The organism is Pseudomonas peli (assembly GCF_900099645.1).
In the GTDB taxonomy this organism is placed as follows: domain Bacteria; phylum Pseudomonadota; class Gammaproteobacteria; order Pseudomonadales; family Pseudomonadaceae; genus Aquipseudomonas; species Aquipseudomonas peli.
This window is the reverse complement of record NZ_FMTL01000002.1, coordinates 1,125,089-1,151,038: the sequence shown is the minus strand read 5'-3', so window position 1 is coordinate 1,151,038 and position 25,950 is coordinate 1,125,089. Positions and strand designations below refer to the sequence as shown.

The 25,950-nt window shown below is 58.1% G+C and carries 26 protein-coding genes and 2 pseudogenes; 8 read left to right on the top strand and 20 right to left on the bottom strand.

The features are described from left to right. Positions 1-3: 3 nt before the first annotated feature. Complete coding sequence (locus tag BLO50_RS14180; RefSeq protein ID WP_090253905.1) at positions 4-330, bottom strand: cupredoxin domain-containing protein; 327 nt, start codon at positions 328-330, stop codon at positions 4-6. A 45-nt stretch (positions 331-375) separates the two neighbouring features. Continuing rightward, positions 376-909: an iron transporter gene (locus tag BLO50_RS14175; RefSeq protein WP_090253903.1), complete on the bottom strand. Its 534-nt coding sequence runs from the start codon at positions 907-909 to the stop codon at positions 376-378. Positions 910-1,101: 192 nt separating this feature from the next. Here BLO50_RS14175 and BLO50_RS14170 point away from each other — a divergent pair, with 192 nt between their 5' ends. The 6 genes and pseudogenes from BLO50_RS14170 to BLO50_RS14145 all read left to right on the top strand — a co-directional run. Further along, a complete protein-coding gene (locus tag BLO50_RS14170) occupies positions 1,102-1,329 on the top strand; it encodes a hypothetical protein (RefSeq protein WP_090253901.1) in 228 nt (75 codons plus the stop codon). Further along, on the top strand, positions 1,326-2,711 hold the full coding sequence (gene hemN / locus BLO50_RS14165) for an oxygen-independent coproporphyrinogen III oxidase (RefSeq protein WP_090253899.1): 1,386 nt from the start codon (positions 1,326-1,328) through the stop codon (positions 2,709-2,711). The genes BLO50_RS14170 and hemN overlap by 4 nt, the downstream gene beginning before the upstream one ends. A gap of 302 nt (positions 2,712-3,013) precedes the next feature. Beyond that, a complete protein-coding gene (locus BLO50_RS14160; RefSeq protein WP_090253897.1) occupies positions 3,014-3,328 on the top strand; it encodes a bacteriohemerythrin in 315 nt (104 codons plus the stop codon). A gap of 25 nt (positions 3,329-3,353) precedes the next feature. After that, entirely contained in the window at positions 3,354-3,914 is a 561-nt protein-coding gene (locus BLO50_RS14155) for a GGDEF domain-containing protein (protein ID WP_167354463.1), read from the top strand. Positions 3,915-4,408: 494 nt separating this feature from the next. After that, on the top strand, positions 4,409-4,843 hold the full coding sequence (locus BLO50_RS14150) for a hypothetical protein (RefSeq protein ID WP_143003826.1): 435 nt from the start codon (positions 4,409-4,411) through the stop codon (positions 4,841-4,843). 214 nt (positions 4,844-5,057) lie between these two features. Continuing rightward, positions 5,058-5,342: pseudogene (locus BLO50_RS14145) on the top strand (transposase); the annotation flags it as partial. Here BLO50_RS14145 and BLO50_RS14140 read toward each other — a convergent pair. From BLO50_RS14140 to BLO50_RS14110, 6 genes and pseudogenes are all read right to left on the bottom strand, one after another. Continuing rightward, positions 5,303-6,176, bottom strand: a pseudogene (locus tag BLO50_RS14140) (transposase); the annotation flags it as partial. The pseudogenes BLO50_RS14145 and BLO50_RS14140 sit on opposite strands and share 40 nt — an antisense overlap. 338 nt (positions 6,177-6,514) lie before the next feature. Beyond that, positions 6,515-6,901: a hypothetical protein gene (locus BLO50_RS14130; protein WP_090253889.1), complete on the bottom strand. Its 387-nt coding sequence runs from the start codon at positions 6,899-6,901 to the stop codon at positions 6,515-6,517. A 514-nt stretch (positions 6,902-7,415) separates the two neighbouring features. Then, entirely contained in the window at positions 7,416-8,621 is a 1,206-nt protein-coding gene (locus BLO50_RS14125; protein ID WP_090253887.1) for an MFS transporter, read from the bottom strand. Positions 8,622-8,710: 89 nt separating this feature from the next. Further along, positions 8,711-9,652 (bottom strand): LysR family transcriptional regulator, encoded by a 942-nt coding sequence (locus BLO50_RS14120; protein ID WP_090253885.1) that lies wholly within the window; start codon positions 9,650-9,652, stop codon positions 8,711-8,713. 162 nt (positions 9,653-9,814) lie between these two features. After that, positions 9,815-10,183: an MmcQ/YjbR family DNA-binding protein gene (locus tag BLO50_RS14115; RefSeq protein WP_090253884.1), complete on the bottom strand. Its 369-nt coding sequence runs from the start codon at positions 10,181-10,183 to the stop codon at positions 9,815-9,817. A 6-nt stretch (positions 10,184-10,189) separates the two neighbouring features. Beyond that, a complete protein-coding gene (locus BLO50_RS14110) occupies positions 10,190-10,468 on the bottom strand; it encodes a peptidylprolyl isomerase (RefSeq protein WP_090253882.1) in 279 nt (92 codons plus the stop codon). Between the two features lie 143 nt (positions 10,469-10,611). Here BLO50_RS14110 and BLO50_RS14105 point away from each other — a divergent pair, with 143 nt between their 5' ends. Next, entirely contained in the window at positions 10,612-11,841 is a 1,230-nt protein-coding gene (locus BLO50_RS14105) for a PilT/PilU family type 4a pilus ATPase (protein ID WP_169852844.1), read from the top strand. A 28-nt stretch (positions 11,842-11,869) separates the two neighbouring features. On the opposite strand, the gene BLO50_RS14100 is transcribed toward BLO50_RS14105, so the two are convergent. From BLO50_RS14100 to BLO50_RS14055, 10 genes are all read right to left on the bottom strand, one after another. Further along, positions 11,870-12,514: a substrate-binding periplasmic protein gene (locus BLO50_RS14100; protein ID WP_090254121.1), complete on the bottom strand. Its 645-nt coding sequence runs from the start codon at positions 12,512-12,514 to the stop codon at positions 11,870-11,872. A gap of 156 nt (positions 12,515-12,670) precedes the next feature. After that, positions 12,671-14,626 (bottom strand): acetoacetate--CoA ligase, encoded by a 1,956-nt coding sequence (locus tag BLO50_RS14095; RefSeq protein ID WP_090253880.1) that lies wholly within the window; start codon positions 14,624-14,626, stop codon positions 12,671-12,673. Between the two features lie 217 nt (positions 14,627-14,843). Further along, positions 14,844-15,746 (bottom strand): hydroxymethylglutaryl-CoA lyase, encoded by a 903-nt coding sequence (locus BLO50_RS14090; RefSeq protein ID WP_090253878.1) that lies wholly within the window; start codon positions 15,744-15,746, stop codon positions 14,844-14,846. A 93-nt stretch (positions 15,747-15,839) separates the two neighbouring features. Beyond that, a complete protein-coding gene (locus BLO50_RS14085; protein ID WP_090253876.1) occupies positions 15,840-17,801 on the bottom strand; it encodes an acetyl/propionyl/methylcrotonyl-CoA carboxylase subunit alpha in 1,962 nt (653 codons plus the stop codon). Then, positions 17,798-18,598 carry a gamma-carboxygeranoyl-CoA hydratase gene (locus tag BLO50_RS14080; RefSeq protein WP_090253874.1) on the bottom strand — a complete coding sequence of 267 codons (801 nt, stop codon included), beginning with the start codon at positions 18,596-18,598 and terminating at the stop codon, positions 17,798-17,800. The genes BLO50_RS14085 and BLO50_RS14080 overlap by 4 nt, the downstream gene beginning before the upstream one ends. Before the next feature lie 36 nt (positions 18,599-18,634). After that, positions 18,635-20,242: a carboxyl transferase domain-containing protein gene (locus tag BLO50_RS14075; RefSeq protein ID WP_090253872.1), complete on the bottom strand. Its 1,608-nt coding sequence runs from the start codon at positions 20,240-20,242 to the stop codon at positions 18,635-18,637. Positions 20,243-20,260: 18 nt separating this feature from the next. After that, positions 20,261-21,424, bottom strand: coding sequence for an isovaleryl-CoA dehydrogenase (locus BLO50_RS14070; protein ID WP_090253870.1), 1,164 nt, complete (start codon positions 21,422-21,424; stop codon positions 20,261-20,263). 29 nt (positions 21,425-21,453) lie between these two features. Further along, positions 21,454-21,855: a MerR family transcriptional regulator gene (locus BLO50_RS14065; protein ID WP_090253868.1), complete on the bottom strand. Its 402-nt coding sequence runs from the start codon at positions 21,853-21,855 to the stop codon at positions 21,454-21,456. A 145-nt stretch (positions 21,856-22,000) separates the two neighbouring features. Continuing rightward, on the bottom strand, positions 22,001-22,351 hold the full coding sequence (locus tag BLO50_RS14060) for a low molecular weight protein tyrosine phosphatase family protein (protein ID WP_244152888.1): 351 nt from the start codon (positions 22,349-22,351) through the stop codon (positions 22,001-22,003). Continuing rightward, positions 22,351-23,283: a LysR family transcriptional regulator gene (locus BLO50_RS14055; protein ID WP_090253866.1), complete on the bottom strand. Its 933-nt coding sequence runs from the start codon at positions 23,281-23,283 to the stop codon at positions 22,351-22,353. Before BLO50_RS14055 ends, BLO50_RS14060 begins: the two co-directional genes overlap by 1 nt. Positions 23,284-23,441: 158 nt before the next feature. On the opposite strand from BLO50_RS14055, the gene BLO50_RS14050 reads away from it, so the two are divergent. Further along, the gene (locus BLO50_RS14050; protein WP_090253864.1) at positions 23,442-24,671 is read left to right on the top strand and encodes an acyl-CoA dehydrogenase; all 1,230 of its coding nucleotides are present in this window, start codon (positions 23,442-23,444) and stop codon (positions 24,669-24,671) included. 176 nt (positions 24,672-24,847) lie between these two features. Here BLO50_RS14050 and BLO50_RS14045 read toward each other — a convergent pair whose 3' ends face one another. Then, positions 24,848-25,054, bottom strand: coding sequence for a hypothetical protein (locus tag BLO50_RS14045; protein ID WP_090253862.1), 207 nt, complete (start codon positions 25,052-25,054; stop codon positions 24,848-24,850). A gap of 107 nt (positions 25,055-25,161) precedes the next feature. Further along, positions 25,162-25,911: a substrate-binding periplasmic protein gene (locus tag BLO50_RS14040; protein ID WP_090253860.1), complete on the bottom strand. Its 750-nt coding sequence runs from the start codon at positions 25,909-25,911 to the stop codon at positions 25,162-25,164. Positions 25,912-25,950: the final 39 nt, after the last annotated feature.

Below are 25,950 nucleotides of genomic sequence, written 5' to 3'. Positions count from 1 at the left end.
GGGTCAACGAGCCTCAATCACGCCCTGCGGTAGTTCGGGATGGAACTCGTCGAAGAACAGGTAGCGTCCGGGTTTTAGTGGGTGAATAACCACGAAGGAGCTGACGCCGGGGCTGAGCACCTTCTCCACGCGCAGCGGGGTGCTCTCGAACTCGATGGGCCCATTACCGACGTTGTTGACGATTATTTTGAAGCGCTGCCCCGCGTCCACCTGCAGGCTGGCCGGGGAGAAGTGACCGTCACGGATATTCAGTTCGTAACTCGGTAGCGGTGCAGCTAACAACCCGTAGGGCAGGGCGGCGAGCAGCAGGCATAGGGCTGGATAGTGCATGCAACTCTCCCGGGTAAGGTGGCCTGTGCAGATACGCCGCATAGGTCAGTAACCGCCCTTTTTGCCGATGCCGGCGAAGATGAAGCTGTAGCTCAGTTCGCATGTGGTGAACCACGGGGCTACGCCGGTCTCCTTATCGATATGCCGGCCGAAGTGCTGCCCGTGGCTACCAGGGGCACTGACCCAATAAGTCAGCAGATAGCGGCCAGGCCCGAATAGCTTGAGGTTGTCGCCATAATGCGGTCCGTCATTGGCCACCATGGCATGGAAGTCGCCCTCAAGTACCTGGTCGCTGCCGTCTTTAGTCAGGCGATAGCGCACACTCAGGTAAGGCACAAAGCTGCCTTCCTGAAAGCCGTGGGTGTTGTTTTCTAGGGCGCTAATATCGGCTTCCATGTGCACGTCGGAGTCGATCGCAGGGCGCATCATGCCGGGCGGGTCCATTTCGATCGGCTGCAGGTACACCGCACCGACCTCCATGCCCGCACACTGCTGGGGTTCACCAATCGGGTATTCCTTGGCCTGAGCGCTGATGACGGCCAATAGGCTTGCCAGAGCCAATATGAAGCGAGGTTTCATTTATAGGTTTCCTTCGGTGTTTAAGTTGACCGAAGGATATGCATAAGAAACGCAATCAATAATGATTCTCGTCAATTTTTATCAGCAATCGCTAGCGCGGAGGAGATACCTAACTGGAGGTATGGCGCACACCGATTAAATGGTTGAGCCTAATACGCATAAAGTCCTGATTTAAAGCGCGGGAATTAGTCGATGCCGCAACGCCATATGATCGCTAATACGCTGGCCCTAATGCACCAGAACCAGCTTGCTCTAGGTGAGTCTATCCAGTTCATTTCAGCTTGGTGCCAGCACCAGGGGCTTAACGAACTGACCCTAGGGTTGCAGCCGCATATGGCTTTGCTGACACGTAATGCCCTACAAATCAACGGTCGCCTGCAAGACCTGCTTGAATGTCTGCCGGCCAGCGAGCAATCATGAACCAGCCAGTGACTTTCAACCGCGCCCTGGTCGAAAAGTACGACCGGCCGGGTCCGCGTTACACTTCGTATCCCACCGCGCCTCAGTTCCATTCCGCCTTTGCCTTAGATGACTATCAAACTGCAGTTCGCCTCAGCAACACAGGCGCCGCCAAAGCATTGTCGCTCTATATTCACATCCCTTTTTGTCAAAGCCTTTGTTACTACTGCGCGTGCAACAAAATCATTACCCAGAAAACCCATCGTGCAGTCGAATACCTGGAATACCTAAAGCGTGAGATCGCCATGCAAGGTGCTTTGTTCGCGCCCTCGCGTACGCTCACACAGCTGCATCTAGGGGGGGGTACGCCCACTTATCTGACCCATGAGCAACTGGTTGAACTGATGGCTGCGTTGCATGAGGCCTTCAATTTGGATGACAGCGATAATCACGAGTTCTCCATCGAAGTTGACCCGCGCACTGTCAATACTGGGCAAATTCACCAGCTTCGTGCGCTGGGCTTCAATCGTCTGAGCTTTGGCGTGCAGGATTTTGATGCGGCCGTACAAGCGGCGGTCAACCGCGTGCAGAGTGAAGCGCAAGTGCGCGAACTGGTAGCAGCGGCCCGTGAGGCCGCATTTAAGTCTGTGAGTGTGGACCTGATTTATGGCCTGCCGTTGCAAACACGCGCCAGCTTCGGCGTGACCCTCAACAAGGTTATCGACCTGCTCCCGGATCGTATCGCTGCTTACAGCTATGCCCATTTGCCTGAGCGGGTGCGAGCACAACGGCTGATCCGGCGTGAAGACATGCCGCCGCCTGAGCGGAAAATGGAGCTACTGGAACTAACCATCGAACGCCTGACCGAAGCGGGCTACGTTTACATCGGTATGGATCACTTCGCTCTGCCCAATGACGAGCTCAGTCTGGCTCGCGAGCAGGGCACGCTACAGCGTAACTTTCAGGGTTATTCCACCCATGCCGACTGCGACTTGATTGGCTTGGGCGTGTCCTCCATCGGCAAGGTGGGCGATACCTACAGCCAGAGCGTCAAGGAACTCTCGCAGTATTACGCCCGCCTCGATGAAGGACTGCTGCCGGTCCACCGCGGTTATCAATTAAATGCGGATGATCGCCTGCGCCGCGACGTGATCAATGCCCTGATGTGCCATGGCCGGGTGGAGTTCGCCATGATCGAAGCGCTACACGGCATCGACTTTTGCGCCTATTTTGCCGATGCGCTAAAGCAGTTACGAAGCCATGTCGACGATGGTCTGGTTCTGCTGACTGACGATCATTTGACGCTGCTGCCGCAAGGCCATCTGATGATGCGCAGTGTGGCCATGGCCTTCGATGCGTACCTAAGTATGGAGAGTGCTGAGCGTTTCTCGCGCACGGTCTAGGTGGGTTCTTGCAATGACGATTTAGCCTTCATTCAACACAGATTTCGTGCTTATGGTACGGGCCGCTTCGGATGAAGGCAGTTTTAAAACTGCCATTAATTCATTTTTTACGATTGGTTTGATGCCTCTCCAGCCAAAGCGCCGAGCGCTCAGCGCGAGACATTAACCAGAAACGCTTTTGGGAGAATCTGCCCCCTGTCTGGCTAAACACTGGGTTGGCTGTTTGCTCGGTTACACACCAGCCAGCAGCAATAATCCTGTTACAGCTTTATATGGCGCTCGCGCAAACGAGGCATCCCTAGATGCTAGAAAACAACAGCGAAAATTCATTATTTGAAATATTTCCATGGAACCGGAATTTCGAAACGGGCATCGCCTCAATCGACCAACAGCATAAAGTTTTGGTGGAAATTGTTAACCGACTTGCTCGGCACTTCGCCTCCAACCTCTCGGACAGTTGCTGCAATGGGATTCTGGATGAGCTGCTGGATTATGCAGAGTTTCATTTCGAGGCTGAGGAGCAAATTTGGCATTATGCGTTCTCTGATAGTCAGCAAACGCGCGATCATAGCGACGACCATCAATTGTTCATTGCCAACATTCGTGAGCTGTTATAGCCGCCAGGCGCCGCAAAACGAGGTCTTGACACAGCTTCTAAAATATCTCACTCGCTGGCTGGCGTTTCACATATTGGATTCAGACCGCAAAATGGCTTTAGCGCTGCAAGCCTTTGAAGGCGGAGCAACCCTAGAACGAGCCAGATGCTGGGCTGATGAGCAACTCAGCAACTCCACTTCGATTCTGGTTGCAGGCTTACTGGACATTTACGGCAAGCTCTCGGCCTCAGCTATCCAGCTTGTGTGTGAGCAAAATGCACGGTTGAGAGCCGAGGAAGAACTGGCTCTCATGCAGCAGCAACATGTTCGCCAGGTCTTGGAAGAACAGGCAAGCGGGTATCAACAACAGCTTGAATTCCTTGCCTATTTCGACCCATTGACGGGCTTGATGAACCGCAACGGCATCATTCGTGCGATCAAGACAACCCTACAGCTCAACTATTCACGCAAGGGTGAAGCAGCTCTGATTTCATTGGACTTGGATAGTTTCTCCAAGATAAATGCACTTTGCGGCGAGGAGGCTGCCGACCGTTATCTTGGCTTGCTGGCGCGACAGAACCCAAAAAATCACCCTTTCGCGGGATAGAAGCGACATGTTTGAGGTTCTGCGCCATAAATCTGAGATTCGAGCACGTCAAAACCTGGTCAGGGATAGCGATTTACAAGGACTGTTCGAATCTATCGATTTTGGCAGCAGCCCTTTAAATTCGCGGGGTTTGGTGTTCCGCACTATTTCTTTGAAAAGAGCGTCGCTATGAGGTAAGTGGCGAAATCCTGACTGGATTTATTGTCGTGAATGGCTTTTTTGATGTTTCTTTAAAAGCGCTACAGGGCTCGAATAAATTGGGCTGTAGGTGGTGTTCTTGCAGAGAATATGCAATTAAACACAAAGAAAACATCGGCGGGGGTGCTTCAGGATTTTGACTGTGCTTTCTAATATCAGCCTCCACAACCCTGCCAATTACATTGGCTCCAGCTGGGCCGCCAAGAGCCCACCAGTGCAGCGATTTCAGGGGCTTCTAGACATCGTGCTTGCTATAGCACCGCCGTTAAATAGGTGCATTAAGAAGGAATATCATATTGCAAACAATTGAGAGCTATTGCGCAACACAGCGGGGGATGCTGGATGCCGCCGATGAAATCCTCAGGAATGAGGTTAAAGACCTTCGGGATGGTCTCTGGAAAGAGGCTGCTGATCGCAAGATTACCCTGTACCGTACATTTGCTGTTCGTGAAGCGCCCAATCGTCTTCGTGTCGACTGGCAGAAAATGAAGCACTACACAGCGAATGGTGTCGCTTGTGTGGCCTTCGAGCGCCTCACGCTGAACAATTCCTCCAAGAATCGCAAAAGCTACAAGCAGAGCACTACCGCGTTCGGAAGGGTCGATTCCTTTCATAGTTTAGTTCTGACCCGGCTCGATCCGCTGCTGATGATTATCCGAGAAAAAGCTGATTTGATCGGCGATGCTCGGGTGATCATTACCAAGCTGGAATACCTTGCTAAGGCGACCTAGATGGAGGTGGTTGATTCCCCGATCTAAGCGGGGCTGCATATTTTCAAGTGGGGGTAGAGTTGAGCTATCACCACTTGGAGCAACTCCATGAACGAATAGCAAGTCACCCACCTCATGAGCAACGAAGAGCTGGATACCTGGGCCGACATGTTCGCGCAGGCCAAAGTCGCTGAGATACTCGACATCCCTTTCTCGACGTTCCTCGAAGTGCCGTTCTTACTATCCTGCCGACCTGCTAAAGATCTACATCTACGGTTACCTCAACCGCATCCAGTCCAGTCGTCGTCTCGAACGCGAGGCTCAGTGCAACGTTGAGTTGATGTGGCTGACCGGACGTTTGATGCCGGACTTCAATACCATCGCTAGCTTCCGCAAGGATAACGGCAAGGCAATCTGCGGTGTCTGTCGGCAGTTCGTGGTGCTGTGCCAGCAGCTTGGCTTGTTCTCGGAAGCGCTTGTTGCCATTGATGGAAGCAAGTTCAAGGCGATGGCTTCACGAGCCTGCTTCGCCATTGAACAGAGTTGGTCACGGTCGGAACCGCTGTTGGTGACCTCGTGAGCAACTATTAAATGGTGCTACGTATCGACAGCCGTCTGAACGTTGTAGCCGACGATACCGCTGCCGCGCGTCATCAACGAACGGGCATCCGGGCCGGTCAGCGAAACCTGTTTGTCAGGGGATCGTTGAGTTGAGTTTCGATCCCCTGAAGCTCTTTCATCTCCGTTTTGAGCTTGGCGATTTTATCTTCCAGGCTGGCAGTATCTGGCGCGGAGGCGCTAGGAATCTTTCGATCAGCCGCATCGAGTGCAGCCAAATAACGGCTGATGCTCGCCTCGATTTCGTCCATGCGCCGCTTCAGTTTGGCGCTGGTGAAATTGCGGTCACGGTTGTTCACTGCCTTGAATTTTCTGCCGTCGATGGCAACCAAGTTTCGCCAAACAACCCCAACTGCCGACAGAGCAAAACGAACTGGCGGCAGACGCCGCGAATGGCCTTGCTGTTGTCTTTTCGGAAGTTGGCGATGGTCTTGAAATCGCGTATCAAACGCCCGGTTAGCCACATGACTTCGACGTTGCGCTGGGCTTCTCGCTCAAGACGTCGGCTCGATTGAATACGGTTGAGGTAACCTTAAATGTAGATCTTCAGCAGGATCGCAGGGTGGTAGGCAGGTCTGCCGGTTTCGGCTGGAATGACGCCATCAAAACCTAGCTTGACCAAGTCGAGTTCATCGACGAAAACGTCAACCACCCGAACTGGATTGGTATCGCTGACGTAGTCGTCGAGGCTTTCGCATAGGCCGGGGATGTCTACCGGATCGGGGGTAGCCCACATTGCAAAGGTTTCGCCATACTCGGCGCTTGACTGATCTTTGGTGATGGGGCATTCGAGTATGCCAGGCGGAGGTGCGACTTTCCGTTCTCGGGCCTATCCACCTTGTGAAACGCTGAGCTCAGGTGCATAAACGGGCAGCTGAGGAATTGACTGAACGTGACCTCTGTAACTCCGCCAATTTTTGCTTGGTAGAAAATGTCTGCCCAAGTGTCGAGCTCCTCGTCACTCAAACCGTCAGCTGTATTCATCGTTTCTACCTCTTGTATTCAGGTGGAAAAAGCCAAATCGCATTATCCAGGTGGTTCAAGCGCCTTTAGGGCAACACCGATTGCGCATTTTTAAATAAAAGTGTCGGTGCCCAATGACGTGTTGGTGAAATCGCTTTCGCAATGAAAATCACTCATCCCGTAGAGGTTTCCCGCTACGTCCAGAAGCCCATCCATCATAGGCAACCCGCTTGCGGGATTGATGCCTGGTAGCGAGTCGAAGGCAAACACGTTTTCGCAGTAGTTATGGGTGAGCAGGCCGGTGATAGGCATTTCATCGGTTAGCCAGAAGTCGTCGATCGGCTTTAGATCGTCTGCTGTCGCGATGGGGCCAAAGTCCAGCGAGTCATGGACGATGACCATCTCGCCCAATCGCGGATAAACCCTGGTCTGGTAGACAGGATTGAATTTTGGGCGGAGCAGGGATTTGGTGAGTGTGGCGATCAGAGTATTCAGCATGACTTACACCTCGACTGGAAGGCCCACTTGCGTGGGTAGCCAGATTGGTCTGGCAGTTCCAGTTTCCATTCATTCTGAAAACTGCAAGTCGAGGTCGAGAGGTAGGCTGAGGGTCCGAAATACAGCTTTGCTGCTGGGGGGGAGGGGTGATCCCTCGAGATAATCAAAAGGGGTAGTAAGTAACCAAATCCGATACCAATTTTGATACCAAACAGTGAGTTTTACTGGGTACTCAAGTGGCTGAAAGCCGCATGTTTCCTACACATAGGTACTCACCCAAACACACAATTTCTCGCATGGTGATGTTGGCGGTGGAGATCACGAATCTTGGTCCAGATAAACGGGCGCACGGGCGCGAAAGGGGCGCGATTGTAGCGGTTTACGGCCGCAAAAGGCAGCGGATGGACAGGCGGAGTGTCTGTTCGACGCGGTTGTCTGCTGCGATTGCCCTTGAGCGCGACGAGTATCAGCCACTCATGCGTACACTTTGTGATCGTCGACGGCTGGCAGCACGTTACTCAGTGCAGTGGGTTGCGCGCGTTGCCAGGCGATGGACCCACGGAATCATTAATAACGCCACACCGGCAACGGCTGCCGCGACATAGCCGACATAGCCGATACCAGCGGTTTGGATGGTTAGGCCACCGACCAGCGCGCCGATCCCTATCCCGGCGTTGGCCGCGGACACGTTGGTTGTGCCTGCCAGCGCCTGAGAATGCGCCACCGAGTTCATGACCCGAACCTGGCAAATCGGGTACAGCGCCGTGTTGGCAATGCCCCACAGCGCGAGCGCGATACACACGAGTACGCCTGCTCCTGCCAGAGGCGTCACCGCTGCCATTCCCAGTGCAAGCAGTGCCACAAACAAAGCCGTGGCGTTGAGTGGTGAGCGATCCACCGCTTTGCCGCCTATCCAATTGCCAATCAGGCCGACGGCGCCAAACCCCATCATCCACCACCCGACATCTGCTGGCGCCACACCAGCCAGGCGTTCCAGCATGTCGGCCAGGTAGGTGTACGCAACGAACATGGCGCTGAAGATAAGGATCGACAGTGCGACATTGGCCAGAAACAACGGCTCCTTGAAAATGCGTGCCTGTTTCAGGAAGTCGACCCGCTCGCTACGCGCGACAGTAGGCATGCAGACCAGTACAGCCACCGCCATAAGCAGTGACAACCCAGCCAGCAGCGCAAAGGCGCCTCGCCAGCCAATCCCGTTAGCCGCCAGCGTCCCCAATGGAATACCCAACAGCAGCGCAGCGGTAATGCCCAGGTAGACCCGGGCAATGGCCTGGCCTGCTTTGGCTGGGCCGGCCAGCTGGGCTGCCGTTTCACTGGCCGTGCCCCAGAAGACCGGCAGCATCAGCGCGGGGATGAAACGTGCGACGGCCAGCATCCAGATGTTCGAAGACAGTGCCGCCAGAGCATTGGCGAATGCGAAGACCAGCAGAATCGCGATAAACAGCTTTTTTCTGTCCAAGTGGGCGAGGGCGGCGGTAAGAGGGGGGCCGAAGAGCATGACTGTAAAGGCGAACAGCGTGACCAGTTGGCCGGCTGCGGCAATTGAAACGCCGAGGTCACGGGCAAGGGCGGGCAGTAGGCCGATAATCAGAAACTCAGTGGTTACGATCAAAAAAGCCGAGATGGCCAGGATGATAATGCTGAGTGAAGAGCCTGCCGCAGGCATAACCTGGGAGCGGGGTGAATCGATAGCACTCATAACGACGCTCTTGGTTAGGAAGGGCGTTATGGTATTGATTCTTTAGCGGTCTATTTGTGGCGTTTTTTCTAGTAATTACTGATTTAAATTCACTTATCTGGTGGTGTCGGCAATGTGTGGCCACTGGGGGATAAACACTTAGCTAAGACCTCTAACAGCGCGTTGACTTTGGGCAGTGTTTCGCGCTTTTTCAGCCAGACCAAGTTCATCGGCAGGCCATCACTGGACAGCTGCGGCAGCACTTCAACCAAGGCTCCGCTATCTAAATGCGTTTGCACCAGCCACGTGGGCAATTGCGCAATGCCATAGCCTGCCAGCACAGCCAGTACTTCACCCTCGCCATCTCCCACGGCGATGCGTGCCGGCATGATTCGACGCTTCTTGTCGCCGGGCTGTGGGCCTTCTCGATACCAAGGGCTAACCAGGCCATTACTGAGGCCGTAGAGCACGCAGTCATGCTCTTCAAGCGCGGCTTCAGTGGTCGGTATGCCGCGCCTGGACAGGTATTCGGGGGCGGCGCAGTAGATCAACCGCTCAGCACCCAGATAGCGGTGGCGCAGGGTCGTCGGCCACACGTCTGAACCGCCGATGCGCACCAGCAGGTCGATGCCCTGATCAGCCGGTTCAACAAAGCTGTCGGTAAAGGAAATATGCGGCGTCAACAGTGGATATTGCTTCACGAAGTGCAGGATGACCGGCAGCACGTGCAAGCGTCCATAGGATGCCGGCAGATCGATGCGGATACTTCCGCGCGGTTCGAGGAACTCGGCATGCAGAGCCAGCTCCGATTCTTCAAGGTCTGAGAGCACGCGGGTGCAGGTTCTGTAGAAGGCTGTACCTGCGTCAGTCAGTGCCAATCGGCGCGTGGTGCGCTCAAACAGGCGTATATCGAGACGACTTTCCAGCCGTGCAATACCTTTACTCACCGCCGAGCTGGTCAGGCTCAGGCGCTCTGCCGCTGCAGTAAAGCTGCCCAGTTCGGCGACGCAGACGAAAACATCGATGCCTTTCAAACGCTCAGAGGAGAACACGTGGCGGCCTTATATCGCAGTGGGATGCTGAGCAGGTTAACTCAGCTGATCAGTGAAGACTGCTGGCAGCTTTCTGACATGAGCGGTCAGCTTGCTCCGTCAAGCCATCGTCGTTGCTCTCTCTGCGCCGTGCATCCGAGCCGCGCACAGAGCCTACGGTAGTCATCCGTCCGCTGTTGGCGAGTCAAGCAGCAGTGCTAGCTTCAGGCGTTTTGGTAGTTTGCCGACCACCAGCTTATGGGAGCGCGTTAGCAGGGCTTGCAGTTCGCTCTCGCTCAGCGGGTAGGGTTTGGCCATGCTTATCCAGCGGGCGCGGGCCAGATAAGGAGCCGGGCGGATGCCGGGGCGGTCGCAATAGCCAAGGAAGAGATCGTCATCGACCTTAAAGGCCAGGCCGTCATGGCTGCCCAAGTGAAACAAGGCGAACATCTTGCTCTCCGCCACGGAGAATACCCGCACGCCGCCCCATTTGATGTCCTCACGGACACCCGGCAGGTTCAGGCAAAAAGCAGCAACGTGTTCGGGCGTCATGGCAGATCACTCGCGGTAGAAGACCTGCACCAGATGGTAGCCAAACTGGCTTTTCACCGGACCGTGCACTTCACGTACCGGCTTTTTGAAAATGACTTGATCAATAGCGCGCACCATCTGCCCAGGGCGCACTTCACCCAGATCGCCGCCTTTCTTGCCGGAGGGGCAGGTTGAGTACTTGCGTGCCAGCACATCGAAGGCTTCACCAGCAGCGATGCGTTTTTTCAGCGCAGCGGCTTCTGCTTCGGTTTTCACCAGAATGTGGCGGGCCATTGCCTTAGCCATGACGGGCTCCTCGGAATTCAATCAACCTATTGTGCCAGTATTCTCAACCGCTTAGCGCCTGAACCAGGCACGCTCCGATTTTCTCAGGAGCGATGTGAAATCTTGGCCTAACGTAATACATCCAACTCACGGGATAGCTCGTTATGGACCTCAACGCCATGCTCAAAATCCTGTCCAGCCAGGACGGGTCCGACCTTTATCTTTCCACCGGGGCGCCGCCCTGCGCCAAGTTCAATGGCGTGCTCAAGGCACTCAGTGCTGAACCGCTAAAGGCCGGCGAGGTGGCGGCGATTGCCGATTCGGTGATGGATAGCGCGCAGCGTGAGGAGTTCGAGCGTGAGCTGGAAATGAACCTGGCGATCTCGATTGCCAGTGTTGGGCGCTTTCGCATCAATATTTTCAAACAGCGCAACGAAGTGTCGATCGTGGCGCGCAATATCAAGATGGATATCCCCAAGTTTGAAGATCTCAAACTGCCGGAAGTGCTGCTCAAGACGGTGATGGAAAAACGCGGACTGGTGCTGTTCGTCGGTGGCACGGGCTCGGGCAAGTCGACCTCGCTGGCGGCGCTGATCGACTACCGCAACCGCAACAGTGGCGGCCATATCATCACCATCGAAGACCCGGTTGAGTATGTGCACAAACATAAGAAGTCGATAATCAATCAGCGCGAAGTGGGCGTGGATACCCGCAGCTTTCATGCGGCGCTGAAGAACACCCTGCGTCAGGCCCCGGACGTTATTCTGATCGGCGAAATTCGCGACCGCGAGACCATGGAACATGCCCTGGCCTTTGCTGACACCGGCCACCTGGCAATCTCCACGTTGCACGCGAACAACGCCAACCAGGCGCTGGACCGTATCATCAACTTTTTTCCGGAAGACCGGCGTCCGCAGCTACTCAATGATCTGGGGAACAACCTCAAGGCATTTGTTTCCCAGCGGCTGGTCAAAACCATCGACGGTAAGCGCCGGGCGGCGGTGGAAGTGCTGCTCGGCACGCCGACCATTCGTGACCTGATCAAGCGCAACGAGTTTTCCGAGATCAAGGAGATCATGGAAAAGTCGAAAAACCTCGGCATGCAAACCTTCGATCAGGCGCTGATCGACCTGGTCAACGATGGCTCGATTGATGAAGAAGAAGCGGTGAAAAACGCCGATTCGGCGAACAACGTGCGCCTCAAACTCAAACTCTATCGTGATAACCCCGGAGCCTCGGCGCCTGCCGCAGCCCCCGTTGCAGTGGCCGCCGCAGCAACACCCGTAGCGCCTTCGACACCCGCTGCTTCGGCGGGCGAGTGGGGGCTGGAGTTGAAGCTGGAGGATATCGAAGAGGAGCAGCTGCCTGAGGACCCTGGACGCAAAGGCATTTAAACACCGGTAGCGACACGGATGTTCGCTGTTAGCGCGCGGGTTGGTAAGCGTCCTGAATACGTTGGATCATGCCTTCAGCACGTAGCGCGTCGACCGCCTTGCGCAGATTCTCCTGCAAGTCTGCGTCGCACGCTTTGGAGCAGGCTAGGTACAGATCGGTACTGGCCAGCACGGGGCTCATCTGCAATCGATTGTCACTTTTCGGCCACAGGTACAACCCTTCCGGCACCCCGGTAAACCAGGCATCGACGCGGCCCAGTTCGAGCATGCGTGCGGGGTTATCGCCAAGCTTTAGGCTGACAATTTGCTCATCGGCAAACCCCTCGCGCTTGAGTATTTCCATCTGTGCGGTGCCCAGGCCGACGGCGATACGCTTATAACGCTGGCGCGCTTCGGCAAAGTCGCCCACTGGCGTGTCGAGGCTGAAGAAGGCGCGCTCAAGCGGTGAGACCGGGGCGATCCAGGTGTACAGCGCTTCCCGTTCCGGCGTGCGCGAGAGCGGGATGATCAGCAGGTTGTTGCCACGGCTGACCCGCTGCTGGGCCCGAGCCCAGGGGGTTACATGGATATGGCTGAGATACCCCGCGCGGGCAATGGCGGCCAATGCCACATCGCCCACCATGCCGTAACCACCCTGAAAGCTGACAAAGGTCAGCGGTGGCGCGTCCGGCATATGCAGCTCCAGCGGTTCCTGTGCTGTTGCGCTTAGGCTCAGCGAGGTTAGCAGTACAGCGAGACAGATCCAGCGCACAACCACGGCAGCACTCCAGCAACGACTGACTTGGAGTATAAGCACCGTGCGCTTGGATCGGCTGGAGTTTTTGGTACTTTAGTCCCGTAGTTCTGCTAGGTCGCGGTACAACTCCAGCGCCTGTGGGTTGGCCAGGGCATCGGTGTTTTTCACCGGTTTGCCGTGTACCACGTTGCGCACCGCCAGTTCGACGATCTTGCCGCTGATGGTGCGCGGGATATCCGCTACGGCGATGATCTTGGCTGGTACATGGCGCGGTGTGGTGTTGGCGCGAATCATGTGACGGATCTGCGTTTGCAGCGCGTCGGTCAGTTCGATGCCCTCGCGCAGACGGACAAACAGCACCACACGCACGTCATCATCCCACTCCTGGCCGATGGCGATGGACTCCAGCACGGCTTCGACCTTTTCCACCTGGCGGTAGATCTCCGCGGTGCCGATACGCACGCCGCCGGGATTTAGTACCGCGTCACTGCGGCCGTGAATTACCAAACCCCCGTGGGCAGTGATTTCAGCGTAATCGCCATGGGCCCAGATACCGGGGAAGGTCTCGAAGTAGGCTGCCTGGAACTTGCTGCCATCAACATCCTTCCAGAAGCCAATCGGCATCGATGGGAAATGCTGGGCGCAGACCAATTCGCCTTTTTCGCCTGTAACCGCTTGGCCGGCGTCGTTCCATACCTGCACGTCCATGCCCAAGCCCTTGCATTGCAGCTCGCCGCGCCACACTGGCAGCACCGGGTTGCCGAGAGCGAAGCAGGAGACGATATCGGTGCCGCCGGAGATGGATGACAGGCAGATATCGGCTTTGATCTCGCGGTAGACGTACTCGAAGCTCTCGTGAGACAGCGGCGAGCCGGTCGACAAAATCGCCTTAAGCCGTTGCTGTTTGTGCGTGCTGCCGGGCTTGGCCCCGGCTTTTTCCAGGGCAGCGAGAAACTTGGCGCTGGTGCCGAATATGCTGATGTTTTCCGCATCGATCAGGTCGATCAGCCGCTCGGCACCTGGGTGGAAGGGCGAGCCGTCAAACAGCACCAGAGTGGCGCCCAGGGCCAGGCCAGAGACCAGCCAGTTCCACATCATCCAGCCGCAGGTGGTGTAGTAGAACAGCGTGTCGTCGGCATGCAGATCAGTGTGCAGGCCGAGTTCCTTGACGTGCTGCAGCAAGGTGCCACCGGTGCCGTGAACGATGCACTTGGGCACGCCGGTGGTGCCGCTGGAGTAGAGGATATACAGCGGGTGATCGAACGGTACCTGGGTGAATTCGGGCTCGCCGCCGGCCTGGTAGAAGTCCTGCCACAACGCAACTTTGGCCTCCGAATGGAAGTCGTCGGCTTTGGTCTGGGTGTTGGAGTAGGGCACCACAATCAACTGCTCAAGCGAGGGCAGGCGCTCGAGGATTTCGTTGAGCTTGGCGGTCAGATCCAGATTCTTGCCGGCGTAGCGATAGCCGGCGGCGGCGATCAGCACCTTGGGCTCGATCTGGCCGAAGCGGTCGATCACGCCCTGGGTGCCAAAGTCCGGCGAGCAGCTCGACCAGGTTGCACCGAGGCTGCTGGCGGCAAGCATGCCGACCAAGGTTTGCCAGGTGTTGGGCATAAAGGCAGCAACGCGGTCGCCAATACCCACGCCGGCAGCGCGCAGGCTGCGTTGCAAACCCGCGACATGGGCGGCTAGTTCGGCATAGCTCAGTTGCTCGCGGGAACCGTCTTCACCGATAGCCACCAGGGCAGGGTAGTTATCGCGGCGGCGCAGCAGGTGTTCGGCAAAGTTCAGCGTCGCGCCAGGAAACCAGTGAGCGCTGGGCATGGCGCTGCTTTCTTGCAGCACTGCCTCGGGCTGGGCGCTAAAGCGTATTTCAAAGAACTCGACAATTGCCTGCCAGAAGGACTCGCGCTGCGTCACGCTCCAGGCGTGCAGGGCTGAATAGTCGGTCAGTTGCAGGCTGTGGCGCTGATTGACGAAGCGGCGGAAGCTGTCCATTCGTGTCGCCGCAATACGTTCGGCAGAAGGCGTCCACAGTGGCTGTTGCATCGTGCTTCCTCATCGTTCTTGTTATGCCGGCGCGGTTAGCCGGCTTATTTCTGAAAGCCTACTGGCTGGCGGAGGGCTTGCGTCGAGTTGTTTAGCGCTCGCGCTGATCGCTAGCAGCAGCTGCTGTAGTCGCTTCGCACCGCCATCAGGCAGCGGGCAGTAAGCCTGACGGCGGTGCTTTACAGTGCGTAAATAAAACCTTACGCACTACCTACAACTACGCGCTGGCCAGCTTGGCCCGTGCCACACGCGAGCCATTGGACTTATCCAGTACCGCGCAAATACGCTGGCCGGCGGCGATCAGCCGGCCCATATCGATACCGGTTTCGATGCCCAGGCCCTCGAGCAGGTAAAGCACATCTTCGGTCGCGACATTGCCGGTGGCGCCTTTGGCGTAAGGGCAGCCACCCAGACCCGCGACCGAGCTGTCGAATACGCTGATGCCTTCGAGCAGACTGGCGTAGATATTGGCCAAAGCCTGGCCATAAGTGTCATGGAAGTGCCCGGCCAGCAAGTTACGTGGCACCTCACGGCCGACCACGTTGAACAGGTGACGGGTTGCTCCGGCAGTGCCGGCCCCTATGGTGTCGCCCAGGGAAACCTCATAGCAGCCCATGGCATACAGCTCTCGGGCCACGCTGGCGACTTGCTCGGGTGGCACGCTGCCGTCGTACGGGCAACCCAACACGCAGGACACATAGCCGCGCACGCGGACGCCATGCTGCTTGGCGGCGTCCATTACCGGGACAAAGCGCTCAAGGCTCTCGCTAATTGAGCAGTTTATGTTCTTCTGCGAGAAAGCTTCCGAAGCCGCGGCAAACACCGCCACTTCGCGCACGCCCGCTTGCAGCGCGCCTTCAAATCCTTTCAGATTAGGCGCCAGGGCCGCGTAGGTAATACCTGGCAACTGCTGGATCTGCGCAAACACCTCGGCGCTGCCCGCCATTTGCGGCACCCACTTGGGCGAGACAAAGCTACCGACCTCGATGTAGCCGAGGCCTGCGGCAGACAGGTCATCGACCAGGCGGACCTTATCGCCCACGCTGATCGGCTGTTTCTCGTTTTGCAAACCGTCGCGAGGGCCGACTTCGACCAGGCGAACTTGTTTGGGTAGGTTCATCGTTGCCTCGTTGTTCGTCTCGATGGGTATCGCGCTCAACGTCGTAGGAGGCGCTTTAGCGGCGAGCTTGGCTAAAGGCACTCCTACAAAAGGTTATGCGCTGATTTCTTCCAGCTCCACCAGTACCGCGCCTTCGCTGACCATCTCGCCCTCGCGGCAATACAGCGCCTTGACAGTGCCGGCATGCGGCGCGCGGATGCTGTGTTCCATCTTCATCGCTTCCAGCACCACCAGCGCAGCACCGGCTTCGACCTGCTGGCCGGCCTCGACCAGCACGCGCACGATACTGCCGTTCATGGGCGCAGTGAGGCCGCCGTGATGCTGATGGCTGGCTTCGACTTCGGCAATCGGGTCGACGCGCTTGATGCTGCGCAGCTCGCCGGCATAGTGCAGATACAGGCTGTCGCCGCGGCGAATCGCAAGGTGCTGCTGCCGCAGGCCATCGCGTTCAACCGACAGGCTTTCACCTTGCAACTGTAGGGTGGAAGCCGAGGCATGACGCAGGCGTACCACCTGGCGCTCGTTCTGGCAGCTTAGATGCAGGTCAGTTTCCGCCGGCAGCCCCAGACGCAGGCCGTTATTGCGCGACCAGGGCGAATGGCAGTCGTCGTGGCGCTGCAGCGGCGCTTCGCTTTGCACAAAGGCTTCGGCTGCAAGTTGCCAGAACTCGGCCGGTAACTCGGTTACCGGAGGCAGCAGCTGCGCTTCGTGACGCGGAATAAAACCGGTATCCAGCTCCGCATTGGCAAAGGCCGGATGGGCCAGCACGCGGGTGAGAAAGGCTAGATTGGTTCTGACTCCGCCGACGCAGGTTTCCTTAAGCATGGCCAGCAGGCGCAGGCGCGCCTCTTCGCGGTTTTCGCCCCAGGCGATCAGCTTGCCGAGCATCGGGTCATAGAAGGGCGAGACTTCATCGCCTTCGCTGACGCCGCTGTCTACCCGGCGGCCTGAGCCAGCATTGGCTTCGCGGTACAACGCCAGGGCGCCTGTGGCAGGTAGGAAGTCGTTGTCCGGGTCTTCCGCGTACAGCCGCACTTCAATGGCGTGGCCAATCAGCGGCACCTGCTCCTGAGTAATCGGCAGCGCTTCACCACGGGCGACGCGGATCTGCCAGGCGACCAGATCCAGGCCGGTGATCAGCTCGGTAACCGGGTGCTCGACCTGCAGACGGGTGTTCATCTCCATAAAGAAGAAGTCGCCGCGCTCATCCAGCAGAAATTCCACGGTGCCGGCACCGACATAACCGATGGCCTGAGCCGCCTTGACCGCTGCCTCGCCCATGGCGCGGCGCAGTTCGGCTGACAGGCCAGGAGCAGGGGCTTCTTCGACAACCTTCTGGTGACGGCGCTGGATCGAGCAGTCGCGCTCATTCAGGTACAGGCAATTGCCGTGCTGGTCGGCAAATATCTGGATCTCCACATGGCGCGGTTTGAGGACGTATTTTTCCACCAACATGCGTGAGTCGCCGAACGACGATTGCGCCTCGCGCTGGGCGCTGGCCAGAGCCTCGGCCAGTTCGCTCTCAACCTCGACCACTTTCATACCCTTGCCGCCGCCACCGGCAGCAGCCTTTAGCAGTACCGGGTAGCCGATTGCGTTCGAGGCAGTGCGGAAGGTTTCCACATCCTGTGCTTCGCCGTGATAACCGGGCACCAACGGTACGCCGGCGGCTTCCATCAGCGCTTTTGCGGCGGACTTACTACCCATGGCGTCTATAGCCGAGGAGGGCGGGCCGAGAAAGATCAAACCGGCGGTTTCGATGGCGCGGGCAAAGCCGGCGTTTTCCGAGAGAAAGCCATAACCGGGATGGATCGCCTGAGCACCGCTGGCTTTGACCGCAGCGATCAGCGCGTCGATCCGCAGGTAGCTTTCCGCCGGCTTGGCTCCGCCCAGATTCACCGCCAGATCGGCCTCGCGCACATGGCGCGCGTTGGCGTCGATGGCGCTGTGTACCGCCACGGTCTGGATGCCCATTGCCTTGGCCGTGCGCATCACCCGGCAAGCGATTTCACCACGGTTGGCCACCAGCAGGGTGTCGATAGGCTTAAGACTCATGCTTGCGGCTCCTGCCAGGTGGGCTTGCGTTTATCCAGGAATGCCCGCAGACCTTCCTGACCTTCGGGGCTGACGCGGATACGGGCAATCGCGTTCTCGGTATAACGGCGCAGCGCCGGGGTCAGCACGCCGCTGCCGACTTCACGCAGCAGATCCTTGCTGGCGAGCATCGCCTGCGGGCTGTTGAGCAGCAGCGTGTCGACCCACTCGACCACGGCCTGCTCCAGGACGTCGGCGGCATAGCATTCGGCAAATAGCCCCAGCTCCTGAGCCCGTTGGCCGCTAAAGCGCTCAGCCGTCAGTGCATAACGGCGCGCAGCGCGCTCGCCGATGGCCTGCACGACAAAGGGGCTGATCACCGCCGGCGCCAGGCCGATGCGCACTTCGGACAGGCACAGCTGGGCGTCAACGGTGCCGATGGCCATGTCGCAGCAACTGATCAAACCGAGTGCGCCGCCAAAAGCCGCGCCTTGCACCACGGCCAGAGTCGGGATCTTCAGCTGATACAGGTTGTGCATCAGCTCGGCCAGCTCGCGTGAGTCGGCGAGGTTGGCGTTGTAGTCCAGGGTCGCCGCGTACTGCATCCAGGCCAGGTCCGCGCCGGCGGAAAAGTGCTTGCCGCGGCCGCGCAGCAGCAGGAACCGCAGGGTTTTGTCGGCCATCACCGTGTCGAGGGCGAGAATCAGCTCGCGGATCATTTCGGCGTTAAATGCGTTGTTCTTGTCCGCGCGATTGAGCCAGAGGGTGGCAAAACCGCGTGGGTCTGTTTGCAGTTCGATGGTGTTGAAGTCGGTCATGGTCTGTCGCTCTAGAATCCGGGGCAGGGCGCTGCCTTACATGCGGAACACGCCAAAGGTGGTCGGCTCAATCGGCGCGTTAAGGCTGGCGGACAGCGCCAGGCCCAAGATGTCGCGGGTTTGCGCCGGGTCGATAACCCCGTCATCCCACAAGCGGGCGCTGGAGTAGTAAGGGTGGCCTTGGCGTTCGTACTGTTCGAGGATCGGCTGCTTGAGCTTGGCTTCATCTTCGGCAGAGAAGCTCTGCCCGGCGCGAGCGGCCTGTTCGTGTTTGACCTGCACCAAGACGCCTGCGGCCTGTTCGGCGCCCATCACGCCGATCCGCGCATTCGGCCACATCCACAGGAAGCGCGGGTCGTAGGCGCGGCCACACATGCCGTAGTTACCGGCGCCGAAGCTGCCGCCGATGATCACGGTGAATTTCGGCACCTTGGCGCAGGCCACGGCGTTTACCAGCTTGGCGCCGTGTTTGGCGATGCCGCCGGCTTCGTACTTCTGCCCGACCATAAAGCCGGTGATGTTCTGCAGGAACAGCAGCGGAATGCCGCGCTGGCAGGCCAGCTCGATAAAGTGCGCGCCTTTTTGCGCCGATTCAGCAAACAAGATCCCGTTATTGGCGAGGATCGCCACTGGATAACCGTGGATATGCGCAAAGCCGCACACCAGGGTGGCGCCAAACAATGCCTTGAACTCATCGAACACGCTGCCATCGACGGTGCGAGCGATCACTTCACGCACATCAAAGGGCTGCTTGGCATCTGCCGGAATCACCCCGTACAGTTCTTCGCCGCTGTATAGCGGATTGATCGGCGTGCGGTTGTTCAGCACGCCGAGCTTGCGCCAGTTGAGATTGCCGATGCTGCGCCTGGCCAGGGCCAGAGCGTGTTCGTCGTTGTCGGCGTAATGGTCAGCCACGCCTGAAGTTTTGCAATGCACATCGGCGCCGCCGAGGTCTTCGGCGCTGACCACCTCACCGGTGGCGGCTTTTACCAGCGGCGGGCCGGCGAGGAAGATGGTGGCCTGGTTGCGCACCATGATCGCTTCATCGGCCATAGCCGGCACATAGGCGCCACCAGCGGTGCAAGAGCCCATGACCACGGCGATCTGTGGGATGCCCATGGCCGACATATTGGCCTGGTTAAAGAAGATTCGGCCGAAGTGCTCGCGGTCCGGGAACACCTCATCCTGACGCGGCAGGTTGGCGCCGCCGGAATCCACCAAGTAGATGCACGGCAGGCGATTCTGTTGGGCGATGGTTTGTGCGCGCAGGTGCTTTTTCACCGTCAGTGGGTAGTAGCTGCCGCCTTTTACCGTGGCGTCGTTGGCCACGATCATGCATTCGACACCCTCGACCCTGCCGATACCGGCCACCACGCCAGCCGCCGGCACCTCTTCGCCATACACCTCATGGGCGGCCAGCTGGCCGATCTCGAGAAACGGCGAGCCGATGTCCAGCAGGCGGTTGATTCGTTCCCGTGGCAGCAACTTGCCGCGCGAGGTGTGGCGCTCCTGGGCTTTGGCACCGCCGCCTTCGTGAACGCGGGCGAGCAGGGCGCGCAGGTCGTTGACCTGGGTGAGCATCGCCGCGCTATTGGCGGCGAACTCCGGTGAACGGGTGTTGATCTGGGTGTGCAGAATGGCCATCTGGCGCGCTCCGTCAGGCTATTTGGTTTCGTTGAACAGTTCGCGGCCGATCAGCATCCGGCGGATTTCGCTGGTGCCGGCGCCAATCTCGTAGAGCTTGGCGTCACGCAGCAGGCGGCCGGCTGGATATTCGTTGGTGTAGCCGTTGCCACCGAGCAGCTGGATGGTATCCAGCGCCATCTTGGTGGCCATTTCTGCCGTGTAGAGGATCACAGCGGCGGCGTCCTTGCGCGATTCCTCGCCGCGGTCGCAGGCCTTGGCGACGTTGTACAGGTAGGACTTGGACGCGTTCATGCCGGCATACATATCGGCCAACTTGCCCTGCACCAGTTGGAACTCGCCGATCGACTGCTTGAACTGCTGACGTTCGTGCACGTAGGGCAGCACCACGTCCATGCAGGCAGTCATGATCCCGGTCGGGCCGCCGGAGAGCACGGTGCGCTCGTAGTCCAGGCCGCTCATCAGCACGCGCACGCCGCCGCCTTCGACACCGAGGATGTTCTCTTCCGGTACTTCGCAATCCTCGAACACCAGCTCGCAGGTGTTCGAGCCGCGCATGCCCAGCTTGTCCAGCTTCTGGTGGCGGGAGAAGCCCTTGTAGTCGCGCTCGACGATAAACGCAGTCATGCCACGCGAGCCGGCGTTGATGTCGGTCTTGGCGTAGATCACGTAGGTGTGGGCGTCGGGGCCGTTGGTGATCCACATCTTGTTGCCGTTGAGTACATAGCGATCGCCGCGCTTCTCGGCACGCAGCTTCATCGATACCACGTCAGAACCGGCGTTCGGCTCGCTCATGGCCAGGGCGCCGACGTGTTCGCCGGAACACAGCTTGGGCAGGTATTTGGTCTTTTGCTCGTGGGTACCGTTTTTGCGGATCTGGTTCAGGCACAGGTTGGAGTGCGCGCCATAGGACAGACCGACCGAGGCCGAGGCGCGGCTGATCTCTTCCATGGCTACCACATGCGCCAGGTAGCCCATGTTGGTGCCGCCGTATTCCTCTTCCACGGTCATGCCGAGCAGGCCCATGTCGCCAAACTTGTGCCACATGTCCATGGGGAACTCGTTGTCGCGGTCGATCTGCGCCGCACGCGGGGCCAGTTCGGCTTGTGAGAACTGATACACCGAGTCGCGCAGCATATCGATGGTTTCGCCGAGACCGAAGTTGAGGGATGGGTAGCTCATGGTTCCACCTGTAATTGTTCGAATTAAGTTCAGGAGATAACGGTTTGTTTTTTATCAGTTTCAGCCAGGGCTGCCAGGCAGCGCTCTTCGGCGGTATCCAGCTCAAGTTGCATCTGTTCGATATCCAGCAGTTGCTGCTGCAGCTGGGCGCGGCGCTCGGCGATCTTGGCCATAAAGGTGTGCAGCTGCTTGTGATTGCCGTGCACCGGGTCGTATAGCTCGATCAGTTCCTTGCACTCGGCCAGCGAAAAGCCGATGCGTTTGCCGCGCAGGATCAGCTTGAGAGTCACTTTGTCCTTGGCGGTGTAGATGCGCTCCTGACCGCGACGCTCGGGACTGAGCATCTGCTGTTCTTCATAGAAACGAATGGCGCGGGTGGTGATATCCAGCTCGCGGGCCAGTTCGGAAATGGAGTAGGTGGTGGCGGACATGCAGCAGTGCTCTTGTTTACCTTTACGTTAACGTAAGCTTGCCGGCGCCTGTAGTCAACCAGAGTGCATGTTGCGTGATCGGGTTGATCAAACCTGATGCGGATTTATGGGCTTAAAACTGTTATTCGATAAAGGCTTACGGCGCTTATCTAGAAAGGTAGGGAGGTACGCGCTGCTGCAGCACATGCACCAGCGCGGGGTCCATATACGCGTAATCGTCGGGGATATTGAGGCTGTAGATGGGCTTGTTACCAAGCTGGCGGCGAAACTTTTCCGCCAGTTTGCGCCGATGGCGGCTTTCCATCACCAGGATCAACTCGGCCCACTCGAGCAGTTCGGGGCTGACCGGGTTGTCAGCATCGCGGTTAACCCCAGCCGAGGCGGTTTCTACCCCAGGCCAATTGGCGAAAACCTGTTCGGCGGTGGGGCTGCGCAAGCGGTTCTTGGTGCAGATAAACAGCACCCGCATTGGCGTACGCGTGCTGGCCAATGGCATCAGGCCTGAGCCTTCTCGGCTTTTTTCTCCAAGGCAATGGCCTGCTGGGCAATTTCGATGATCTGTTCGCGCATCCAGCGATTGGCTGGATCCTGGTCGGTACTTTCGTGCCAGTACAGGTGGGTTTCCAGGGGCGTCATGTCCTTGATCGGCAACTCGACAAAATGCAGGTCATTGCGACGGGCAAAGCGCTCCGGCACGGTCATGGCCATGTCTGTGCTCTGCAGCACAGTGGTGGCCATCAGATAATGCTGCGAGCGCAGGGCAATCTTGCGCTGGATGCCCATGCGGCCCAGAGCCAGGTCAACGTGGCCCAAGCCGCTGCGCCGGCTGGAAATATGGATATGGGTCAGGCCCATGTATTCGTCGAGGCTGATCTTGTCTTTGGCAAGCGGATGGCCACGGCGCAGGGCGCAGACGTAACGGTCTTCCATCAGCTTGACGTGGCGCACCTGCGGGTCCGTATTAAGCGGTGCATCCACCGCAAAATCCAAGCGGCCAGCAGCCAGCTCCTTGGTGGTTTCGCGGCGCCGCGCGAGCATGCTTTCAATGTTTACGTTAGGAGCCATGCGGCGCAGGCGCTGGAACAGCGGCGGCAGGATGATGGCCTCGGTGAGGTCAGTCATGCTGATGCGGAAGGTTTTATTGGCCTGCGCTGGGTTGAAGATGCGGCTTTCCTGCACGGAAATGCGCAGCTGCTGCAGGGCGTTGCGCACCGGGCCGATGATGTTCTGCGCCATCGGCGTGGGCACCATGCCCTGGGCGGTGCGAACAAACAGCGGGTCATTGAAGGTTTCCCGCAGGCGTGCCAGGGCGTTGGACACGGCGGGTTGGGTAATACCGACGATCTGTCCGGCGCGGGTTAGATTGGCCTCGGTGTATATGGCATCGAAGACGACAAAGAGGTTGAGGTCGACCTTGTTCAGATTCATTACACGCTCGCTCCGCAGGATGTCGGTATCAGTGGATCATATATCGGTGATGAATGTTTATACACGGTGAGAATAGATTAGATAAATCCTAAGCCCTGTTCTAGCATCATTTCCACTTCACCGAATTCCCCCAAAATTAGCGTCAGAAGGTAGCCATCATGGATTTCGCCTACTCCCCCAAGGTTCAGCAGCTGCGTGAGCGCGTCACCGCGTTTATGGAGACCCATGTCTATCCAGCCGAAGCCGTGTTCGAGCAGCAGGTCAATGAAGGCGACCGCTGGCAGCCCACCGCGATCATGGAAGAGTTGAAAGCCAAGGCTAAAGCCGAAGGCCTGTGGAACCTGTTTCTGCCGGAGTCCGAGCTGGGTGCCGGCCTGACCAACACCGAATACGCGCCGCTGGCGGAAATCATGGGCAGCTCGCTGATCGGTGCTGAACCGTTCAACTGCGCCGCGCCGGATACCGGCAACATGGAAGTGTTGGTGCGCTATGCCAATGAAGCGCAGAAAGAGCAGTGGCTCAAGCCGCTGCTGGACGGCACCATCCGTTCCGCCTTCGCCATGACCGAGCCCGGTGTAGCGTCCTCCGATGCCACCAATATGCAGGCCAGCGCTGTGCGTCAGGGTGATGAGTGGGTGATCAACGGCCGCAAATGGTGGACATCGGGTGCGTGCGACCCGCGCTGCAAAATCATGATCTTCATGGGCCTGACCAATCCGGATGGCCCGCGCCATGCACAGCACTCGATGATTCTGGTGCCGATGGACGCCCCCGGCGTGAAAGTGCTGCGTCCGCTGCCGGTGTTCGGTTACGACGATGCGCCACACGGCCATGCCGAAGTACTGTTCGAAAACGTCCGTGTACCTTACGAAAACGTGCTGTTGGGTGAGGGCCGTGGCTTCGAAATTGCTCAAGGTCGCCTTGGCCCAGGCCGTATTCACCACTGCATGCGCTCCATCGGCATGGCCGAGCGCGCACTGAAGTTGATGTGCGAGCGCTCCATCAGCCGCACCGCCTTCGGCAAACCGCTGGCGCGTCTGGGCGGCAACATTGATCACATCGCCGACTCGCGCATGGAAATCAACATGGCACGTCTGCTGACGCTGAACGCGGCGTACATGATGGACACCGTTGGTAACAAGATTGCCGCCAGTGAGATCGCCCAGATCAAGGTGGTCGCACCGAACGTGGCGCTGAAAGTGATTGACCGCGCCATCCAGATTCACGGCGGCGCAGGGGTTAGCAACGACTTCCCGCTGGCCTACTGGTACGCCATGCAGCGCACCCTGCGTCTGGCTGACGGCCCGGACGAAGTGCATCGCGCGGCGATCGGCAAGTTCGAGATCGGCAAGTACGTGTCCAAGGATGTGATGAAAGCCAGCCGCTAAGGCGCCGGGCACGTCACTGAAAACGCACAAGGCCCGCAATTGCGGGCCTTGTGCGTTGTGGGCAGTGCTGTTTTAGGCATGCTCTGTCGTTGTTTGCCAGTCTATGTGGGGAGGTCTTTAGTCGCGATTGATCGTGAACGTGTCGCGGCTAAAGCCCTTAGCAAAGAAAGCACAGGCTATTCGTATGATTTGCCCGGCGGGGCAAACTCATCATCCGTGTTGGCATGCTCTTGCAGCCAGAGCAAACGCATATGCAGTTGCGCAGCGAAGGCACGGGCGGCGTGCTCCTCATGGAAGATCAGGCTACGTCGACCCATGCGCACTTGCCAACGCAGCTTGCCGCGCTGCGCCAGCGGCTCGATAACAATGCTCGGTGAGCTCAAACGATTAATGCTCCTGAAAGGGCTGTGTATGTCGGCAATCACCAACACAGACATGGCCTAAGCATTAGGCTCTCGCAGCAAACTTGGCAAGCACCTGAGCGGGCGATTTAATTGCTGTATTGGTAGATGATTGGGGCAAAAATGCCCGTGTCGTGGCCATTCTTCAGGCACTGATTGAACTGCTCGAGGAACCAGCCCATCTTCAGCGTTTTGGCGATGCCCATGTGCTTGCTGTCACTCTTGAACGGCACTGGCAACGTTGTGAAGGCATCGGGCTGCAAGCCAGGCCAGCTCTGGGCGAGCCGGCTGATATCAACGCTGGAACCGACCAGGATCGCATCAATGCGCCCGCGCTGCAGCATGCCAAGGCCGCTGCGAGTGTCATTGAAACCGACGATGGTCAGGGTGCCGTTGGCCACGGCTTCGTCATAGGCAGTGCCATAGCTGGTGCCGATAGTGGCGCCGATCAGCTTGTCTTTCAGGTCAGTGATGTTCTGGTAGGCAAACTCGCGGCCTTTCTGCACCACCAGCACGATATGTTCGGTGAAAATTGCTTCGGAAAAGTCGAACAGAGCCAGGCGCTCATCACTGATCGACAAACCAATTACACCGCCGTCGCTGCGTTCGGCCATGGTGTAGGCGCGTTTCCATGGCAGCAGCTGGATCTGGTAGGGCACCTGCATCTGGTTCAGGCAGTGTTTACTGATGTCCACGACAATGCCCTTGGCCTCACCATCCTCCTCAAAGTATTTGGGGAAGCCGTCGTGTGCGCCAAACACGCGGAACACCTCGGCCTGGACGGTTTGTACGACCAGCAGTGCCAGTAGCAGGATCAACCGCAGAGGTGTAGCGAGCATGGCAGAACCTCAAGTAGAGGCGAGAAAGTTTGTTCAGCT